The following is a 16,680-nucleotide window of genomic DNA, read 5'->3' on the forward strand; positions in this document are numbered from 1 at the left end:
CTGAGCAGTTTATGAGGTGCCGCATGATCCCGTTTTCCATCCTTGACCTGTCGCAGATCGGCGAGGGCGGCACCGCGTCGGAGGCTCTGGCCAATTCGGCACTGATGGCGCGGCAGGCCGAGGCCCTCGGCTATAGCCGCTACTGGCTGGCCGAGCATCACGGGATGCCGGGGATTGCCTCGGCGGCGACGTCGATCGTCATTGCCCATGTCGGGCATCATACGTCGAAAATCCGCATCGGGTCTGGCGGTATCATGCTGCCGAACCATTCGCCTCTGGTGATCGCCGAGCAGTTCGGCACGCTGGAGGCGTTGTTTCCGGGGCGTGTCGATCTGGGGCTGGGGCGCGCCCCGGGGACCGATATGAAGACGGCGCGGGCCTTGCGCCGGAATATGGAAAGCGGCGTCGATAGTTTCCCTTACGATGTCGCGGAACTTCAACAGCTTATGGACACTCACGCCGATGATGCGCGGATCATGGCCGTGCCGGGGGCGGGGTGTCAGGTGCCGATCTGGGTGCTGGGGTCGAGTACCTACGGCGCGCAACTGGCGGCGCAGATGGGCCTGCCCTATGCCTTCGCCTCGCACTTCGCACCGGATATGCTGCATCAGGCTTTGCGCATTTACCGGACACAGTACCGGCCTTCGGAGCGTAATCCGGAACCGAGGGTAATGGTCGGTATCATGGGCGTGGCGGCAGACACCGACGAGGAAGCGAAGTTCCTCTATTCGTCGATGGAGCAGTCCTTTGCCAATCTGCGGCGCAACGACCGCAAGCCATTTCCTAAGCCTCAGCACGGGTTGCAACTGGCACCGGAAGAGCGGCAGATGGTCGATCACATGCTGCAATACGCCGTGGTGGGGTCGCCGGAAACGATCCATCGCAAGCTGGAGAATTTTCTGGCCGCGACCGAAGCCGATGAGTTGATCGTGTCGATGCCGATCCACGATATTGCCGCGCGTTTGAAGTCGGTGGATATCTTCGCGGCCTCGCCGTTGATGGCGAAGGTTTAGAGCCGGTTTCGACGGCGGTATACCCCTCCGTCTTTTTGCCTTTGGCAAAAATTCCACCTCCCCATCTGCGCCCAAGGGCTTGATAGGGAGGAGGGAGCGCAATGAAAATGGCCGGTGATGCACCGGCCTTTCTTTTTGCTCCAAGTTAGGGGTGCAGGGTCTGTGACCCTGCCTTGCCCTTACCCGACGCGGATGCCGGACAGCGAGCCCAGCACGCCGAAGACCTGAAGCAGCCAGATGACGACGGCGATGACGACGACGGCGTTGAGGATGTTTTTGATCTTGGGGTCCATCGGGATGTAGGTGTTGACCAGCCAGAGCAGGACACCGACGACGATCAAGATGACGACGAGCGAGATAAGAGACATGACAGGTTCCTTTTGAGATTACTCAGAATTTGGAACTAATGTCGCCTGTCGGTCGGGGGTTTTAAATGCAGGGTTCGGCGCTAAAAAATAAATAAGCGGTGGCGTTTATCCGGCCATTACGCGCATTTCGGCAGGGCATAGGCCTCGATGCCGGGGGCGGGGCGACCGATCAGGTAGCCTTGCGCCTCGCGGCAGTTCATGGCCTTGAGCGTGTCGAGTTGGGCCGGGGTTTCGACGCCTTCGGCGGTGATTTCGACGCCCAGTGAGCGGGCCATTTCGGTGATGGCGCGGATGATCGAGGTGGCGTTGCGGTCGTGCGGCAGGTCGCGGACGAAGGACTGGTCGATCTTGATCTTGTCGAAGGGGAAGGTCCGCAGATAGGACAGGGACGAATAGCCGGTCCCAAAGTCGTCCATGGCGATGCGCACGCCCATGTCCTTTATCTGGTTGAGGACTTTCAGGTTGTGGGTCTCATCGGCCAGCAGCACGCTTTCGGTGATTTCAAGCTCCAACCGGCGCGCATCGAGGCCGGTGGCTTTCAGCGTCTTGCGCACCAGACCCGGCAACGAGCCGTGGCGGAATTGCAGCGGCGAGATATTGACGGCGACGCGCCACGGCTGCGGCCACAAGGCGGCTTGGCGACAGGCTTCACGCAGCACCCATTCACCGAGAGCGCCGATCAGGCCGCAGTCCTCGGCCAGGGGGATGAAGACGGCGGGCGAGACCATGCCGGTGAACGGGTGGTGCCAGCGCAGCAGGGCTTCGAAGGAGACGATATCGCCGCTGTCGAGATTGAGCAGGGGCTGGAAATAGAGCTGAAACTGGCCTTCGGTCAGGGCGGTCTTGAGGTCGCGCTCCATCTCGACGCGGGCCTGAAGCTGCTCGTCCATCTCGGCGCGGTAATAGCACCAGCCGTTGCGGCCGTCGCCCTTGACGCGATACAGCGCCATGTCGGCGCGCGACAGCAGGCTGTGGGCGTCGACGCCGTCGTCAGGTGCCAGCGCGATGCCGACGCTGAGGCCGATATCGAGGCGGGCGTCCTTGACGGTGAACGGGTCTTTGACCGCGTCGATCAGGCGTTCGGCGAGGTACTGGGCGTCTTCGGGGTGATTGATATTCTGGATGATGGCGAATTCGTCGCCACCCATACGGGCGATGAAGTCGCCCTTGCGCAGGCACAGTTGCAGGCGCTCGGTGACCTGACATAAAAGCGCGTCGCCGGTCAGATGGCCGTGGGAATCGTTGACGGCCTTGAAACGGTCGAGGTCGAGGCAGAGGAGGGCGATCTTGTGGCCCTGCCGCTGGACGCGGGCGAGGGCCTTGTCGATTTCGGTGGCATAGAGTGCGCGGTTGGCCAACCCGGTCAGCGGGTCGAAATGCGCCAGTTGCGCGATCTGCGCCTGAGCGTGTTTCTGCTCAGTGAGGTCGATGCCCAGCGTCAGGATGGCGTCGGCTTCGCCTTCCGGGGTGCGCAGGACGGTCTTTTTGAGCTGGACGACGCGCTCGCCGCAGCCGTTATAGATAGCTTCTTCCTCGATCATCACGGCCTCGGCGCTGTCGAGCGCGCGGCGGTCGGAACGGGCGAACTGCGCCGCCTGATCCGGGGCGAAGATGTCGTGGCTGGTCTTGCCGATCACCGCGGCGCTGGTGACGCCCAGCATGGTTTCGCCGGCGGGATTGATCAGGCGGATTTTGGAATCGTGCGCGCCCTTGACCAGCACCATGGCAGGGATGGTCTGGATGATAGTGTTGAGGAAGGTCTGGTGGCGTTGCGACTCGGCGCTGACGCGGATCAGGTCGGCCATCATGTCGCGCTGCTGGGTCAGGGTGTCCTGAAGGTCCTGACTGATCGCCTTCATGATCGACAGGGTGGTGCCGACGCCTTCGTAGCGCCCGTCGCGGGTGACGATGAAGCCGCGCATCAGTTCCGACGGATGGTCGGCGAGGCTGGCCTGCGTAAAGTCGCGCAATGGCGTCGCGACATCGACCGTCAGGGGGGCGGCGTCCATCATGGTCGTGACGGGCTTGGCGCCGAACAGGGCGCGTCCGTACTCGGCGGCCATTTTAAGATTAAAGTCGTGGCGTTCCATCAGGCCAAGGACGCGGCCCTGCGCATCGGCGACGGCGACAACCATCAGGTCGGGCTGGTCGCGGAATAAATCGTAGAGTTGTGAGTTGGTAAAGGACGGCAGAACAGGGTCTATGCGATCCGTTACATCCGATATCGTGGAAACGTTCTGCATAACGGTAGTCCAGTTTATCATAAAACCTTCACAAAACTCAACATCGGCACAATTCTGGCACCGTTATTGGATTTATAGGCGATTTTCCTGAATCGACGCTTAATGCGGGCCGTTTTATACTCAAATAATACTTTGATCCGTAAGCGGAAAATGGTACGAATTTGTAACGTCGTTATATGCGGCCCATCGTCGTCGGGCCTTTGAAGAAGGCACCGTGCAGGGGCTGGTTGTCGGGATCGAGCCCGGTCATGGTCCACACCTCGCCGGTCTTTTCGTAACGAACCGGGCAGGCATTGGGGCTTGAATACATCTCGCCCAGATAAATCCGGGCGATGGCGCGGAACGGGATACCGTGGCAGACGAACAGGCAGGTCTCGCCCTTGCCGCAGTGGTCTTCGATGGCGGCTTTCACGCGCTCGATGACGACGGGCAGGCGCTCGGCATTGTGGGGGTAGTGCTTGCCGTCGATATCGAGGTCCGGGTTCATGTGTTCCAGCATGTCGCGGCGCTGGGTTTCGACCTCGTCGATGGTCAGGCCTTCGAACAGGCCGAAATGCCGTTCGGTCAGGCGCGGATCGGTGACGACGGGCACGTTCAGGGTCTCGGCGACGATGCTGGCGGTCTCATAGGCGCGGACGAGGGGGCTGGCGAGGATCTGCGTGATGCCCTGATCGGCGAGGAAAAACGCCGCCAGACGTGCCTGATCGCGACCGGTCTCATTGAGCGGGATGTCGGTCGATCCCTGAAGCCGCATCTGGGCATTCCAGTCGGTTTGGCCGTGGCGAAGAACGTAGAACATTTGATTCTCCCCCTCTCCCCTGCGGGGAGAGGGCTGGGGTGAGGGGGCTCTTGCAGGTCGTGGGGTTTCCCCCTCACCCGGCCCTTTGGGCCACCCTCTCCCCACGGGGGAGAGGGGAAGAATGTTTTAAAGCGCCGCTTTAATTCTCGCTGCGGTTTCCAGAAGATCGCTCATCGCCGCCATTTCGCCCGACGCGTGTCCCTTCAGCTTGCCGGCGTCCCAGCAGGGGATGATATGAAAATGCAGGTGAAACACGGTCTGACCCGCCGTTTCGCCGTTGAACTGCGCGATGCGGATGCCGTCGGGCTCCAGCGTGTCGTTGACCGCGCGGGCTATGCGCTGGGTTTGATGGATCAGGTTCTGCAAATGCTCGGACGGAATGTCGAACAGGTTGCGCGCCTTGACCTTGGGGATAACCAGCGTATGGCCCTTCGACTGCGGGAAGGCGTCCATGAAGCTGAGGACGCGCGCATCCTCGTACACCTTGGCGCAGGGAATGTCGCCGCTGAGGATCTTGGCGAAGATATTCTTGCTGTCGTACTCACCGATAAGGCTCATGACCGGTCCTCGATTCTTTAGACTCTATCTTATCGCTTTAATTATACAGCCAATACAGGTAAAGAGCGGCGATGTTCAATCTTTTGCTGGTCATGATCGGCGGTGCGGCGGGCTCAGGCCTCCGCTACGGCCTGTCGCGCGTTTTGCCGACGCAGTCGTGGCCATGGCACACCTTCGCCGCCAATCTGGTGGGCGGGCTCCTGATGGGGCTGTTGATGGGGTGGCTGTGGTCGCGGGGAGGCGATGAGAAGCTCCGTCTGCTGCTGGGTGTCGGTGTACTCGGCGGCTTCACCACCTTTTCGAGCTATTCGCTTGAAGTCGTGCAGATGCTGGAGCGCCGCGACTACGGTATGGCGGCCCTCTATGCTATCGGTTCTGCCGTTGCCGCTATTTTCGCCGTCATGATCGGTTTGTATATCGTCCGGAAAATCGCCGGATAAGAAGGTAAAATGAGTAAGGAAGTCAAAACCCTCTACGTCGCCGAAGGCGAAGATGGTGTCCGCGTCGATCGCTTCTTCAAGCGCCGCTGGCCGCACATCAACCACGTGCAGCTCAACAAGCTGCTGCGGTCGGGTCAGGTGCGCGTCGACGGGTCGCGCGCCAAGGCCGACACGCGACTGGTCGCCGGTCAGACCGTGCGCGTGCCGCCGTTGCCGGACGCGCCGACCGAGGATCAGCAAAAGCGCGAGCGCGCCGAACTGTCGCCGCAGGAAATCCGCTACGCCAAGTCGCTGGTCCTCTACGAAGACGAGGACGTGATCGCCATCAACAAGCCGTCGGGCCTGGCCGTTCAGGGCGGGACCAAAACGAAAAATCATATCGACCGGCTCTTGTCGGCGTGGGGTGAGGGGCTGGAGCGCCCGCGTCTGGTTCACCGTCTCGACCGCGACACGTCGGGCGTGTTGCTGCTCGGCAAGTCGCCGTCGGCGGCGGCGCGTCTGGCCGGAGCGTTTGCCAAGCGCAAGGCTTACAAGACCTACTGGGCGCTGGTCGCCGGGACGCCGGACCCCAAGGAAGGCGTCATCGACGTGCCGTTGATCAAGAAGGGCTTCAACGACCGCGAAATCGTCATGCCCGCCGATCCTAAAGAACCGGGTGCCGAAGCCGCCGAGACCGAATATGTGACGATCTCGCGCGCTGCGCACCGGCTGGCCTGGATGGCTTTGCGGCCGCATACGGGCCGTACGCACCAACTGCGCGCCCACATGCAGGCCATCGGTCATTGTATCCTTGGTGACCCGAAGTACAGCGACGACCTCAGCCGTCCGCTGTCCGAAGGGCTGGGCCTGCAACTGCATCACCGCCGCATCGAGCTGCCGCACCCCAGCCACGGGACGCTGATCGTCGAAGCGCCGCTCGATCCGGTCATCGCAGCGGGCTTCGAGCGCTATGGCTTCGACGAGCACGAGGCCTCGCCGGAACCGTTCCGTAAGGTGCAGAAGAGTTCCAAGAGGTATTGAGCCATATGCCGAAAAGTGGGAACCGGTTTTCGGCGCCAGATATGGCGACCAGAACCAATTTGCGTCTGGCTGTATTTGACGTAGACGGCACGTTGGTCGACAGCCGCGCCTCGATCCACCGCGCGGCGGTGGAAGGGGCCAAGGCGATCAATATTGATCCGCCGAACTATGACGAGGTGCGCTCGATCGTCGGCCTGTCGCTGTTCGAGGCCTTGCAGGCCATGCGGCCGGAGCTCGATCCGGAAACCGTGGCGGCCTATACGCGCGAGTTCCAGAATGCGTTCCTGACCTTTCACGCCGATCCGGACTTCACCGAGGCGTTGTATGCCGGGGCGCACGAGACTCTGCTGCGGCTGAAGAACGACAACTGGCTGATCGGCATGGCGACGGGCAATTCGCGTAGGGGCGTGACACGGATCGTCGATCGCCACGGCTGGAAGGATATTTTCGACGTGACCTTCTGCGCAGATGACGGGCCGTCCAAGCCGCATCCGCACATGCTTCAGTGCAATCTGACGGCGCTGGGGGTGGGGACGCATCAGGCGGTGATGATCGGCGACGCCACGCACGATATCCGCATGGCGCGCACCGCGCAGGTCCATGCTATCGGCGTGTCGTGGGGTTTTCATACGGTGGAAGAGCTTCAGGACGCCGGGGCGCATGAAATCGTGCATGATTTCAAGGCACTGGAACGGTCTCTTGAAGCGTTTTCCATTAACTCCCTCGCCCCTGTGGGGAGAGGGTTGGGGTGAGGGGGCTGCTTCGGTGGCTGTTACTCCCCCTCACCCGGCGCTAACGCGCCACCCTCTCCCCCCAAGAATCAAAAATGGGGGCGAGGGGATTGTTGCGAGATATTTAATGACCTACAAAGCCGAAGCCCCGTCCAAACGCACCGATCAGGTCGGTCATAAGCCCAAGCGCTTCTGGACCACGGTAGAGATCGCCGCCGCGCCGGGTGGGTACGGCGTCAATCTCGATGGCCGTCCGGTGAAGACCCCGCTGGGTCAGGTGCTGGTCCTGCCGAATTTCGCGCTGGCGGCCTTGGTCGGGCGCGAATGGGAAGCCGTCGAGGACTATGTCGAGTTCACGTCGATGCCCCTGACGCGACTGGGCTTCGCGGCTATGGATCACATGGAAACCGGCCTCGACGCTGCTCTGGCCGAGGCCGCACGCTTTTCCGAGACCGATCTGGTGTGCTATCCGGCGGACTATCCTCAGGCCCTGATCGAGCGCGAAGCCGCCGCGTGGCAGCCGGTCGTCGCGTGGAGCAAGGTCGAACTGGGTCTTGAATTCGTTCAGCAAAAGACCCTGATCCATCAGCCGCAACCGGCGGCGACCATTGAAGGCGTTCAATCATTGATAAGCAACGCCGATGTCTATACGCGCGCCGGTTTGCTGGTCGCCATTCCGCTGTTAGGCTCGGTCGTTCTGGCGCTCGCTCTGTGGAAGGGCCGTCTTACGGGTGAGGCGGCGTTCGAAGCCTCGCGCGTTGGCGAAGCGTTCCAGATGGAAACCTGGGGCGACGATGCCGAAGCCGTTCAGCGCGCGGCCAACCAGAAGACGCAGGCGCAAAGCCTTGAGGCGTGGTTTAAGGCGTTAGTCTAAGCGCATGCCAAAAAGTGGGCACCGGTTTTTGGGTAAAATGCGCGACAAAGACAAGTTACTCGCCTCCCACACGAACCGTTACAATAAATAATATCAATTGTGACCGGCAGGGGGCTATCTCGCAGGTGCAAAATTTGCTATGACAGCGTTGTCAGAACGATGAAGCGCCAAACACTTTCAATCCGGTTCTCGCGGCTGACCCCTGAAAACTCTTTGTTTGTGGAGATATGACAATGGAAAAGATGATCGAAAAATTCATGGCCGCCTTGCTGGCCTTCGGTTTCGCGCCCTCGTCGGCGTCGAACTAAATCGCCTCTGTAAGCGTAGAAAGAACCAAGACTATGACCTTCCTGACCAACCTGTTCGCCAATGTGATCGTCGCCTGGGCCCGCGCCCACCGCCTGCCGGTCGCTTAGTTTGACGCGCACCTGTTTCCGAAAACCGTTATACACTTTTCGGGGTACGCTTGCCGCGACCAAAACTACCAAAAACGCCGCCGGTTCATCCCGGCGGCTTTTTTCATGCCTTTTTGAACGGTGAGGCTTCGACCTCCAGCATCTGCATCTGTTCCATCACCGCCATGCGTTCCTGCAACAGATAGCGCTCGACCGGGGCGCGCAGGCCAGCGTCGCGAATATGATGCGCCGAATAGACCGGGTGGGGCAGGTAGCCACGCGAAATCTTATGCTCGCCCTGGGTGCCCGCCTCGACGCGTTTCAAACCGTGCGCGATGGCGTAGTCGATGGCCTGATAATAGCAGACCTCGAAATGCAGGAACGGCACCTCGACGGTCGCGCCCCATTGGCGGCCATAGAGCGTATCACCGCTGACATAGTTGATCGCGCCCGCCACCGCCTCATCGCCATCGTAGGCAAAAACCAGTACGATACGCGCACGCATCCGCTGGGTGATAAGCGAGAAAAACTCGCGCGTCAGATAGGGCGAGCCCCATTTGCGGTCGTAGGTATTTTCGATGAAGGCGTGCATCTGGTCGAGATGCGCTTCGGTGATGTCGTCGCCGGTAATGACGCGCAGGTCGAGTGCGGCATGCACGTCGCGGCGCTCGCGACGGATTACCTTGCGCCGGTTGGCGGACAGGGCGCCAAGGAAATCGTCGAAGGTCGCGTAGCCGTTATTGTCCCACCAGAATTGCTGATCCTGACGTAACAAAAGACCCTGTTCACCCATTTCTTCCCATTCTTCGGCGGTGGGGAAGTTGATATGCAGTGATGACAGGCCGTTAGTGTCGGTGAGGTCCACGGCGGCGCGGATCAGGGCGCGGCGTATCTCAGGATCGGGCGATAGCAACCGCGCGCCCGTGACGGGCGTGAACGGCGCGGCGGACAGCAGTTTCGGGTAATAGCGCCCGCCTGCACGTTCATAGGCCTGCGCCCAGCTATGGTCGAAGACGTATTCGCCCATCGAATGCAGCTTGAGATACAGCGGCATGACGCCCCGGATCGTGCCGGTGTCGTCGCTTAAGGAGAGGTGATGCGGCAACCAGCCGGACGCTTCGCCAACGCAATCGGTCTGTTCAAGCGTTTCGAGAAAGGCGTGCGAATTGAAGGGATTGTCGTCGCCTTTTAAACCATCCCAGACGGTGGCGTCGATCTCCGAGATCGAACGGTGCAGGGCGACGGTCAGAGTGGGCATGGACATGCGCCTAATCTAGGCGGTCTCATGTAAGATGCAAGAAAGTATAGAACACGGAAAGCACGGAAAGCACGGAAAGAAGGAAAACACGGATAATGAGCGATCAGGTCTCAGGCTACATCCGTGCTTTCTCTCTTTCCGTGTTTTTCTGTGTTAAAACCTTTTAACCCCTCACGCCACTTCGATCACGGCGTCGATTTCGACGGCAAAACCGAGCGGGATTTTGTAAATCCCGACCGCCGAACGGGCGTGGCGACCGGCGTCGCCCAACACCTCGACCATCAGGTCCGAGCAGCCGTTGACGACCTGCGGGATGGCGTAGAAGTCCGGCCCCGCCTGCACGAAGGCGCCCAGCTTGACGACGCGCACGACGTTGTCGAGGTCGCCACCGGCCGCCGCCTTCATCTGCGCCAGCAGGTTGATGCCGCAGACGCGCGCCGCTTCGGTGGCTTCTTCCGGGCTGACGTCGACGCCGACCGTGCCCTTGAAGCGGCCCGAACCGTCGTTCGACAACTGACCCGAAATATGGACCGTGTTACCGCTGCGCACGAAGGGCACGTAGTTGGCGACGGGGGCGGTCGGCACGGGCAGGGTGATGCCCAATTCGGCCAGACGGGCTTCGGTTTTCGACATGTCAGGGACTCCTTCAAATCAGATGCCCGCTTATAACGAAAAAGCGCCGTCTTTCAAACGCACCTGTGCATGACCATATGCGTTAAGGCAAAAACCGACCATCTTTACCTTTTGTTACCTTCCCTTTCACCTCGGCTTAAGACAGTTCCGCTAAGGTCAACGGTCATATAGTCCGACACCGCCGCGAATCGCGGACCGCCGGGCGACCCCGCCGTAGTCCCCATAAGGCACGACCGCATTGGATACCCTGGTAATGACCGCAAAGAAGGTCCTCATCGTCGAGGACAACGAATTGAACATGAAGCTGTTTCATGACCTGCTCGATGCGCAGGGTTATGACACGCTACAGACCGGGGAAGGGCTCTCCGCGCTGGCCCTGGCGCGCAAGCATCGCCCGGACCTGATCCTCATGGATATTCAGTTGCCCGAAATTTCCGGCCTCGAAGTCACCAAGTGGCTGAAAGAGGACGATGAGCTGTCGCACATCCCGGTCATTGCGGTGACGGCCTTCGCCATGAAGGGCGACGAGGAGCGTATCCGCGAAGGCGGTTGCGAGGCCTATATCTCGAAGCCGATTTCGGTCTCGCACTTTCTCGAAACCGTCAGACGGTATCTCGCGTAGGTTTGGTAAGGGGGATTAGATGAGCGCCAAGATTCTGGTCGTCGACGATATCCCGGCCAATGTCCGCCTGTTGCAGGCCAAACTGGAGGCCGACTATTACGAGGTGATCGTCGCCCATTCGGGTCATGAGGCGCTGGAACTTGCCGTCAACGATCCGCCGGACCTGATCCTGCTCGACGTCATGATGCCGGAGCTGGACGGCTACGCCGTCACGCGGCAGCTTAAAGAGCATCCGACGACCCGCCATATTCCGATTATTCTCGTCACCGCCCTTGATGGTCGCGAAGACCGCCTGTCGGGGCTTGAGGCCGGGGCCGACGACTTCCTGACCAAGCCGGTCGACGACGTGATCCTGTTCGCGCGTCTGAAGGCGCTGGTGCGGCTCAAGCAGATGTTCGACGAATTGCGTCAGCGCGAGGCCTCAAGTCGCCGCATGGGCCTGTTCGACGCGGCGCAGCTTCAGCGCCAGGTCACCGCTACCGGCAACGTCCTGATCATCGACGACAATCCGAAACAGGCCGAGCGCCTGATGCACGCTCTGGGCGCCACGCACCGTTGCGCCTACGAGACCGACCCGCAGAAGGCGCTGAAAATCGCCGCCGGACGTGTCGATCTGCTGGTGCTGAATCTGACCGTGCGCGCGTTCGACGCCCTGCGCTTCGTGGCGCAACTGCGTTCCAGCGAGGCGACGCGGCAGACGCCCGTGCTGGGGATTTTCAACGCCGACGACCGCCCGGTCCTGCTCAAGGCGCTGGAACTCGGCGTCAACGACGTGCTGCCCAAGCCCGTCGATTCGCTGGAGCTGATCGCGCGCGCGCGGACGCAGATTCGCCGCAAGCGTTATGCCGATTTCCTGCGCACAAGCCTCGACAAGTCGCTGGAGCTGGCGGTCACCGACCCTCTGACCGGGCTGAACAACCGCCGTTACATGGATATGCAACTGGCGCAACTCATGCGCCGGCACCTGAAAACGGACGAGGACGTTTCGGTCCTGCTGCTCGATATCGATCATTTCAAGCGCGTCAATGACGGCTTCGGCCACGATGCCGGCGACGAGGTGCTCAGAGAGTTCGCAGGTCGGTTGGGGATCAATGTCCGCGCCATCGACATGCCGTGCCGTATGGGTGGCGAAGAGTTCGTGGTCATCATGCCGGACACCGACTCCGCCGACGCGCAGGTTATCGCCGAACGCGTCAGGTCCAATGTCGCCGCCGCGCCGTTCGCGCTGGCCGACGGGCGCACGCTGGACGTGACCGTCAGTGTCGGCGTGGCGACCCTGACGGGGCTGGGCGACTCGATCGAGGCCATGCTGAAGCGCGCCGACGAAGCGGTTTACGAGGCCAAGCGCGCCGGCCGCAACAAGGTCGTGCTGAGAGCGGCCTGATCGGGGGCGGCATGAGGTGCCGATCAGGCCACCCCGGGTTATGAGCAGCTAAACACGATTTTGCTGTCCCCGAGGATAGACTTTTTCACCAGCGTGATCCGGCTGTTCATCAGCGCTTCTGAAGCTTCAATCAGCTTTTGCGACGAAGCCATGATGGCCGGTGGATTTTTCGCCGCATCGGCTTTTTGGGCATAGCCAATGGCGCTCTTGAGGTCGCCACAGTATTTCTTGTCCTTTTTACCGGAACTGTAGGCGCGGCGCAGATTGTCGGCCCCCAGACAGAAACGCTGCTGAGCGGTCTGAGCCCAGACCGGCATGTTCTTGCCGCCATAGCGGATATGCTCGCCGCTGATGCCGCTGCAGGCTGTTTTCAAAGCGCTGAAATAGGCGTTGCCTGCGGCTTCGCTGGCGTCCAGGTCGTCCGATGTGGGGACGTTCTGGGTGGCGGCATTGAAAAGTGACAGGTTGCGCTCGGTCCAGACACGGGCGCTTTCGTCGCCGAATTCGGCGGCATGAAGCGGGGCCGCCGCCATGAGGGCGCACAGGGCGGTTGCATAGACGGTCAGATGATGTGGCTTTGGCATGGTATCCCCGCAGAATTAAGAACGATGATATCCATTAATGGGAGAGCCGGAAGGCGTCAGCTTACAAATATTGTAAGGGGGGCAGGCAGGCATAGAAAAACCGCGCCCAGCGAACCGGGCGCGGTTTTCTAGACTCTCATAAAGCGAGACGTGATCTTACTTGATCTTGCCTTCGCGGAATTCGACGTGCTTGCGCACGACCGGATCGTACTTCTTCAGTACCATCTTTTCGGTCTTGGTACGGGCGTTCTTCTTGGTGACGTAGAAGAAGCCGGTGTCCGCCGTCGAGTTCAGGCGGATCTTGATGGAGGCTGGCTTTGCCATGGTTTAAAACCCTCAAACGGTTGGTCAGCGGACGATTGAGGAAACCCAGCGCCGCAAAAATATTCAGAGCGGCGGAAAATACGCATCTGCGCCCGGAAGTCAATGGCCGAATCCGAATTTCATCCCAAATAGACGCGAAACCTTGCGGTTAGACGACCTGCCCGGGGCGAGGCTCGGTGTTGGCGGTGTCATAACCGCTTTGGATCGTCATGGCGAGCGCATTTGCGCGAATCGTCAGCCTATCCATAGGCCTTTTTCCACTCCGCTTTCAGGCGCGCATAGTCGGGATGGTCTTCCGCCTCGCGCCAGGCAATGTAAAATATTTTCGCGCTTTCGGCCTTTTGCGGGTCGCCGGTGCCGCGATCCAATTGAGCATAATTGCGGTCTTTGTCGTACTTGCGTCCGCCTTTGTAGTTGGCGTAACGCCGCGCGCGCGTGAAGCCCATTTGCAGGAACTTGCGCGCCATGTCGGCACCGACGAAGTCCTCGGCCTTCAAATAGGCGAGGAACATGGCCGTCAAACGCTCAGAGCTTTCGCGGGCTATTTCCGGCGTTTTGAAGCGCCAGTGCGGGGTCATCTGGCTCTTATAGGGTTCGACGATCAACACACCCTGTTCGCCACGCCCGACGCGATAGGCTTCGGGGTGTTCGCAGTAATCGACATCGGGTCGCCACGGATAGGCGGCCTTGTCGAAGTTGAGATAGGACGGGTGTTGGCTCATGCGAACGATTGTCGCCGCACGGGGATAAGGATGCGATGGTAAGCGCGGGCTGAGTTCGCAAAGGCTGAACGTCGTTTTCTTATACCTCCCCAACTTGTTGGGGAGGGGGACCGCACGAGATGACCAAAGGTCAGCGAGATGCGGTGGTGGGGGCTTGCGCTGTCGTAGTAGCGCATAGAGGGGCCAGCAGATTCGGGCGCAGATTCTACGCGAGCCCCCCACCGTCTCGCTGCCTACGGCATCGATCCACCTCCCCCAGTAAACTGGGGGAGTAGAAAAGGGTTACCGCCGCTTGCCCTTCTTAGCCTTCGACTTCTCGGTGACGCCTTTCTGGCGTGGTTTTTCGCCCGGTTTGCGCGAACCTCCGCCCGGTCCGTTGCGGGGTGCAGGCTTGCCGCCCCGGCTCGATTCGACGCGCGAGCGCACCCCCAGCCTGACGCGCGGGGCATTGGGATCGGGCGGCGAGGCCTCGGAGATCGCCTTGAAGACCAGCCCGCCGGTCATCGGCATGGCCTCCAGCAGCTCGACCTCGATCAGCCGGCCCAGCGGCCAGCGCTTGCCGGTCCGTTCGCCGACCAGCGCGTGGGCCGTGTCGTCGTGGATATAGTAGTCGTCGCGCAAGGAGGACGCCGGAATGATGCCGTCGGCGCCGGTCTCGGTCAGCTTGACGAACATGCCGAAGCGCGTGACGCCGACGATACGACCCTCGAAGGTTGCGCCGACCTTGTCCTCGAGGAACGACGCCACGTAGCGTTCGATGGCTTCGCGTTCGGCCTGCATCGAGCGGCGCTCGGTCGCCGTGATGTGCTCGGCGGTGTCGGCCATGGTCTTGACCTCGTAGTCGGTCAGGCCGTCGTCGCCCAGCTTCAGCGCCCGGATCAGCGCCCGGTGGACGATCAGATCGGCATAACGGCGGATCGGCGAGGTAAAGTGCGCATAGCGGTCGAGATTGAGCCCGAAGTGACCGAAATTTTCGGCGCTGTAATGGGCCTGCATCTGGGTGCGCAGGACGACCTCGTTGATGATATCGAAGTGCGGCCCGTCCTTCTGCTTGTTGAGAAGCTGGTTGAAGCGTTCGGTGCGCGGCGGCTCGCCCTTGTTCCACGGCAGCCCGATGGTCGACAGGAAGTCGGCCAGATTGCCGACTTTTTCGAGACTGGGCTGTTCGTGGACGCGGTAGATCAGCGGCGTCTTTTGTTTTTCCAAAGTCTCGGCGGCGGAGACGTTGGCCTGAATCATCATTTCTTCGATCAGCTTGTGCGCTTCTAACGAGACGCGCGGCGTGATGGCGACGACATTGCCGTCGGCGTCCAGTTGCACCTTGCGCTCGACCGAGGTGATTTGCAGCGGCTGACGATCGTTGCGCCCGCGCAGCAGGCAGGCGTGCGCCGCCCACAGGGGCTTGAGCAGGGTCTCAAGGATGGGGCCGGTCGTATCGTCCGGCGTACCGTCGATGGCGGCTTGGGCCTGTTCGTAAGACAGTTTCGCCGCCGAACGCATCAGGCCGCGCACGAAGCTGTGGCTGATTTTCTTGCCATCGGCATTGAACACCATGCGCACGGCCAGAGTCGCGCGGTTCTCGCCTTCCTGAAGCGAGCAAAGCCCCGACGACAGGACGTGCGGCAGCATCGGTTCGACGCGGTCGGGGAAATAGGTCGAATTGCCCTTGTCGCGCGCGTCGCGGTCAAGCGACGAGTTCGACTTCACATAGTGGGCGACGTCGGCAATGGCGACCCAGACGACGTGGCCGCCGGGATTGGCCTCGTCTTCGTCGGCATGGGCATAGACGGCGTCGTCGTGGTCCTTCGCGTCGGACGGGTCGATGGTGATCAGCGGCAGGTCGCGCAGATCCTTGCGCCCTTTGAGGTCCGGGGCGACGGCGTTCTTCGCCTCGTCCTCGGTCGAAGAGGCGAACCCGACTTTTAGGCCGTGCGCGTGGATGGCCATGATCGAGGCGATGCGCGGCGAGTCTTCCTTGCCGATGACCTCGACCAGTTTGGCTGGCTTGGGGCCGAAGCGGTGCGCCCCCCCTTGCGGGGCGGCGATGACCACGTCGCCGTCTTCGAGCGCGTCGATGGCCCCGGCGACCAGCGTGTAGCTGTCCTTGGCCTTGCGATCGACGCTTTCAAGGCGAATTTCACGCCCGGCCTTGCCTTTTTTCGAGATTCGCACGACGCCGACCAGCTTCGACGCGCCCTGATCGAGCACCTTGACCAGATGGGCGATCCATTCGTCATTGACGTGCTCGAAACGCACATAGAGGCGGTCGCCGACGGTCGGCGGCGTCTGGGCGACGGTGCGTTTCAGCGGCGCGAGGCGGGCCAGAGGCGGCTTGTGTTTCAGCTTCGGGTCATCGGCTTTCCCCCACTTGACCCACAGGTCGCCGTCGACATCGCGTTCCACGACCTCAGCGACTCCGGTTTCGGGCAAGGTGCCGACCGCGCCGAACGTCTTGCGTCCGCTCTTGTTCAGCTTGCCCGATTCGCTCAGCAGTTTGAGTTTCTGGCGCAGGGCGCGGCGCTCGTCGCCCTTGAGACCGAACTGCCGCGCCAGATCGTTGACGTCCAGCTCGCGGGCGGTGCGCAGCACCTCCAGCAGGGTGTCGTCGTCGGGGAGGCCCTGAAAGGAACCATTGGCGCGGGGGGTACGGGGCAGCTTCGGCGTTCGTGTCATGAATCAGAGTGTAAAGCGTTTGCCGTCACGGGGCCACGA

18 protein-coding genes are annotated in these 16,680 nt (G+C 61.2%); 7 read left to right on the forward strand and 11 right to left on the reverse strand.

The window, feature by feature from the left end; all coding sequences use genetic code 11:
• Positions 1-23: 23 nt before the first annotated feature.
• On the forward strand, positions 24-1,013 hold the full coding sequence (locus AEYBE204_RS32505; protein WP_023462752.1) for an LLM class flavin-dependent oxidoreductase: 990 nt from the start codon (positions 24-26) through the stop codon (positions 1,011-1,013).
• Positions 1,014-1,192: 179 nt separating this feature from the next.
• Here AEYBE204_RS32505 and AEYBE204_RS32510 read toward each other — a convergent pair whose 3' ends face one another.
• From AEYBE204_RS32510 to AEYBE204_RS32525, 4 genes are all read right to left on the reverse strand, one after another.
• A complete protein-coding gene (locus AEYBE204_RS32510) occupies positions 1,193-1,381 on the reverse strand; it encodes a Thivi_2564 family membrane protein (protein ID WP_023462753.1) in 189 nt (62 codons plus the stop codon).
• A 116-nt stretch (positions 1,382-1,497) separates the two neighbouring features.
• On the reverse strand, positions 1,498-3,624 hold the full coding sequence (locus tag AEYBE204_RS32515; protein ID WP_023462754.1) for a bifunctional diguanylate cyclase/phosphodiesterase: 2,127 nt from the start codon (positions 3,622-3,624) through the stop codon (positions 1,498-1,500).
• Positions 3,625-3,796: 172 nt separating this feature from the next.
• Positions 3,797-4,423, reverse strand: coding sequence for a histidine phosphatase family protein (locus AEYBE204_RS32520; protein WP_023462755.1), 627 nt, complete (start codon positions 4,421-4,423; stop codon positions 3,797-3,799).
• A 126-nt stretch (positions 4,424-4,549) separates the two neighbouring features.
• The gene (locus AEYBE204_RS32525; RefSeq protein WP_023462756.1) at positions 4,550-4,981 is read right to left on the reverse strand and encodes an HIT family protein; all 432 of its coding nucleotides are present in this window, start codon (positions 4,979-4,981) and stop codon (positions 4,550-4,552) included.
• Between the two features lie 71 nt (positions 4,982-5,052).
• On the opposite strand from AEYBE204_RS32525, the gene crcB reads away from it, so the two are divergent.
• From crcB to AEYBE204_RS32545, 4 genes are all read left to right on the forward strand, one after another.
• Positions 5,053-5,421, forward strand: coding sequence for a fluoride efflux transporter CrcB (gene crcB, locus AEYBE204_RS32530; RefSeq protein ID WP_023462757.1), 369 nt, complete (start codon positions 5,053-5,055; stop codon positions 5,419-5,421).
• A 9-nt stretch (positions 5,422-5,430) separates the two neighbouring features.
• Positions 5,431-6,441, forward strand: a complete 1,011-nt coding sequence (locus tag AEYBE204_RS32535) for an RluA family pseudouridine synthase (protein WP_023462758.1) — start codon at positions 5,431-5,433, stop codon at positions 6,439-6,441.
• 41 nt (positions 6,442-6,482) lie between these two features.
• Positions 6,483-7,193, forward strand: coding sequence for an HAD-IA family hydrolase (locus tag AEYBE204_RS32540; protein ID WP_023462759.1), 711 nt, complete (start codon positions 6,483-6,485; stop codon positions 7,191-7,193).
• A gap of 106 nt (positions 7,194-7,299) precedes the next feature.
• Positions 7,300-8,046, forward strand: coding sequence for an ATP12 family chaperone protein (locus tag AEYBE204_RS32545; RefSeq protein WP_023462760.1), 747 nt, complete (start codon positions 7,300-7,302; stop codon positions 8,044-8,046).
• Positions 8,047-8,183: 137 nt separating this feature from the next.
• On the opposite strand, the gene AEYBE204_RS40370 is transcribed toward AEYBE204_RS32545, so the two are convergent.
• The 3 genes from AEYBE204_RS40370 to AEYBE204_RS32555 form a co-directional block, all read right to left on the reverse strand.
• Complete coding sequence (locus tag AEYBE204_RS40370; protein ID WP_155908400.1) at positions 8,184-8,534, reverse strand: hypothetical protein; 351 nt, start codon at positions 8,532-8,534, stop codon at positions 8,184-8,186.
• Between the two features lie 31 nt (positions 8,535-8,565).
• Positions 8,566-9,705, reverse strand: coding sequence for a GNAT family N-acetyltransferase (locus AEYBE204_RS32550; protein WP_031230881.1), 1,140 nt, complete (start codon positions 9,703-9,705; stop codon positions 8,566-8,568).
• 165 nt (positions 9,706-9,870) lie between these two features.
• On the reverse strand, positions 9,871-10,332 hold the full coding sequence (locus tag AEYBE204_RS32555) for a RidA family protein (RefSeq protein ID WP_023462762.1): 462 nt from the start codon (positions 10,330-10,332) through the stop codon (positions 9,871-9,873).
• Positions 10,333-10,585: 253 nt separating this feature from the next.
• Between AEYBE204_RS32555 and AEYBE204_RS32560 the strand changes: the two genes are divergently transcribed.
• On the forward strand, positions 10,586-10,954 hold the full coding sequence (locus AEYBE204_RS32560; RefSeq protein WP_023462763.1) for a response regulator: 369 nt from the start codon (positions 10,586-10,588) through the stop codon (positions 10,952-10,954).
• A gap of 19 nt (positions 10,955-10,973) precedes the next feature.
• Complete coding sequence (locus tag AEYBE204_RS32565; RefSeq protein WP_023462764.1) at positions 10,974-12,338, forward strand: PleD family two-component system response regulator; 1,365 nt, start codon at positions 10,974-10,976, stop codon at positions 12,336-12,338.
• A 38-nt stretch (positions 12,339-12,376) separates the two neighbouring features.
• On the opposite strand, the gene AEYBE204_RS32570 is transcribed toward AEYBE204_RS32565, so the two are convergent.
• The 4 genes from AEYBE204_RS32570 to rnr all read right to left on the reverse strand — a co-directional run bounded on the left by AEYBE204_RS32570 (position 12,377) and on the right by rnr (position 16,641).
• The gene (locus tag AEYBE204_RS32570; RefSeq protein WP_023462765.1) at positions 12,377-12,922 is read right to left on the reverse strand and encodes a hypothetical protein; all 546 of its coding nucleotides are present in this window, start codon (positions 12,920-12,922) and stop codon (positions 12,377-12,379) included.
• Between the two features lie 156 nt (positions 12,923-13,078).
• Complete coding sequence (rpmG, locus tag AEYBE204_RS32575; protein ID WP_004620056.1) at positions 13,079-13,246, reverse strand: 50S ribosomal protein L33; 168 nt, start codon at positions 13,244-13,246, stop codon at positions 13,079-13,081.
• A gap of 239 nt (positions 13,247-13,485) precedes the next feature.
• Entirely contained in the window at positions 13,486-13,968 is a 483-nt protein-coding gene (locus AEYBE204_RS32580) for a DUF4385 domain-containing protein (protein WP_023462767.1), read from the reverse strand.
• 282 nt (positions 13,969-14,250) lie between these two features.
• Complete coding sequence (gene rnr / locus AEYBE204_RS32585) at positions 14,251-16,641, reverse strand: ribonuclease R (protein WP_023462768.1); 2,391 nt, start codon at positions 16,639-16,641, stop codon at positions 14,251-14,253.
• Between the last annotated feature and the right edge of the window lie 39 nt (positions 16,642-16,680).

It is taken from the genome of Asticcacaulis sp. YBE204 (assembly GCF_000495855.1).
Classification (GTDB): domain Bacteria; phylum Pseudomonadota; class Alphaproteobacteria; order Caulobacterales; family Caulobacteraceae; genus Asticcacaulis.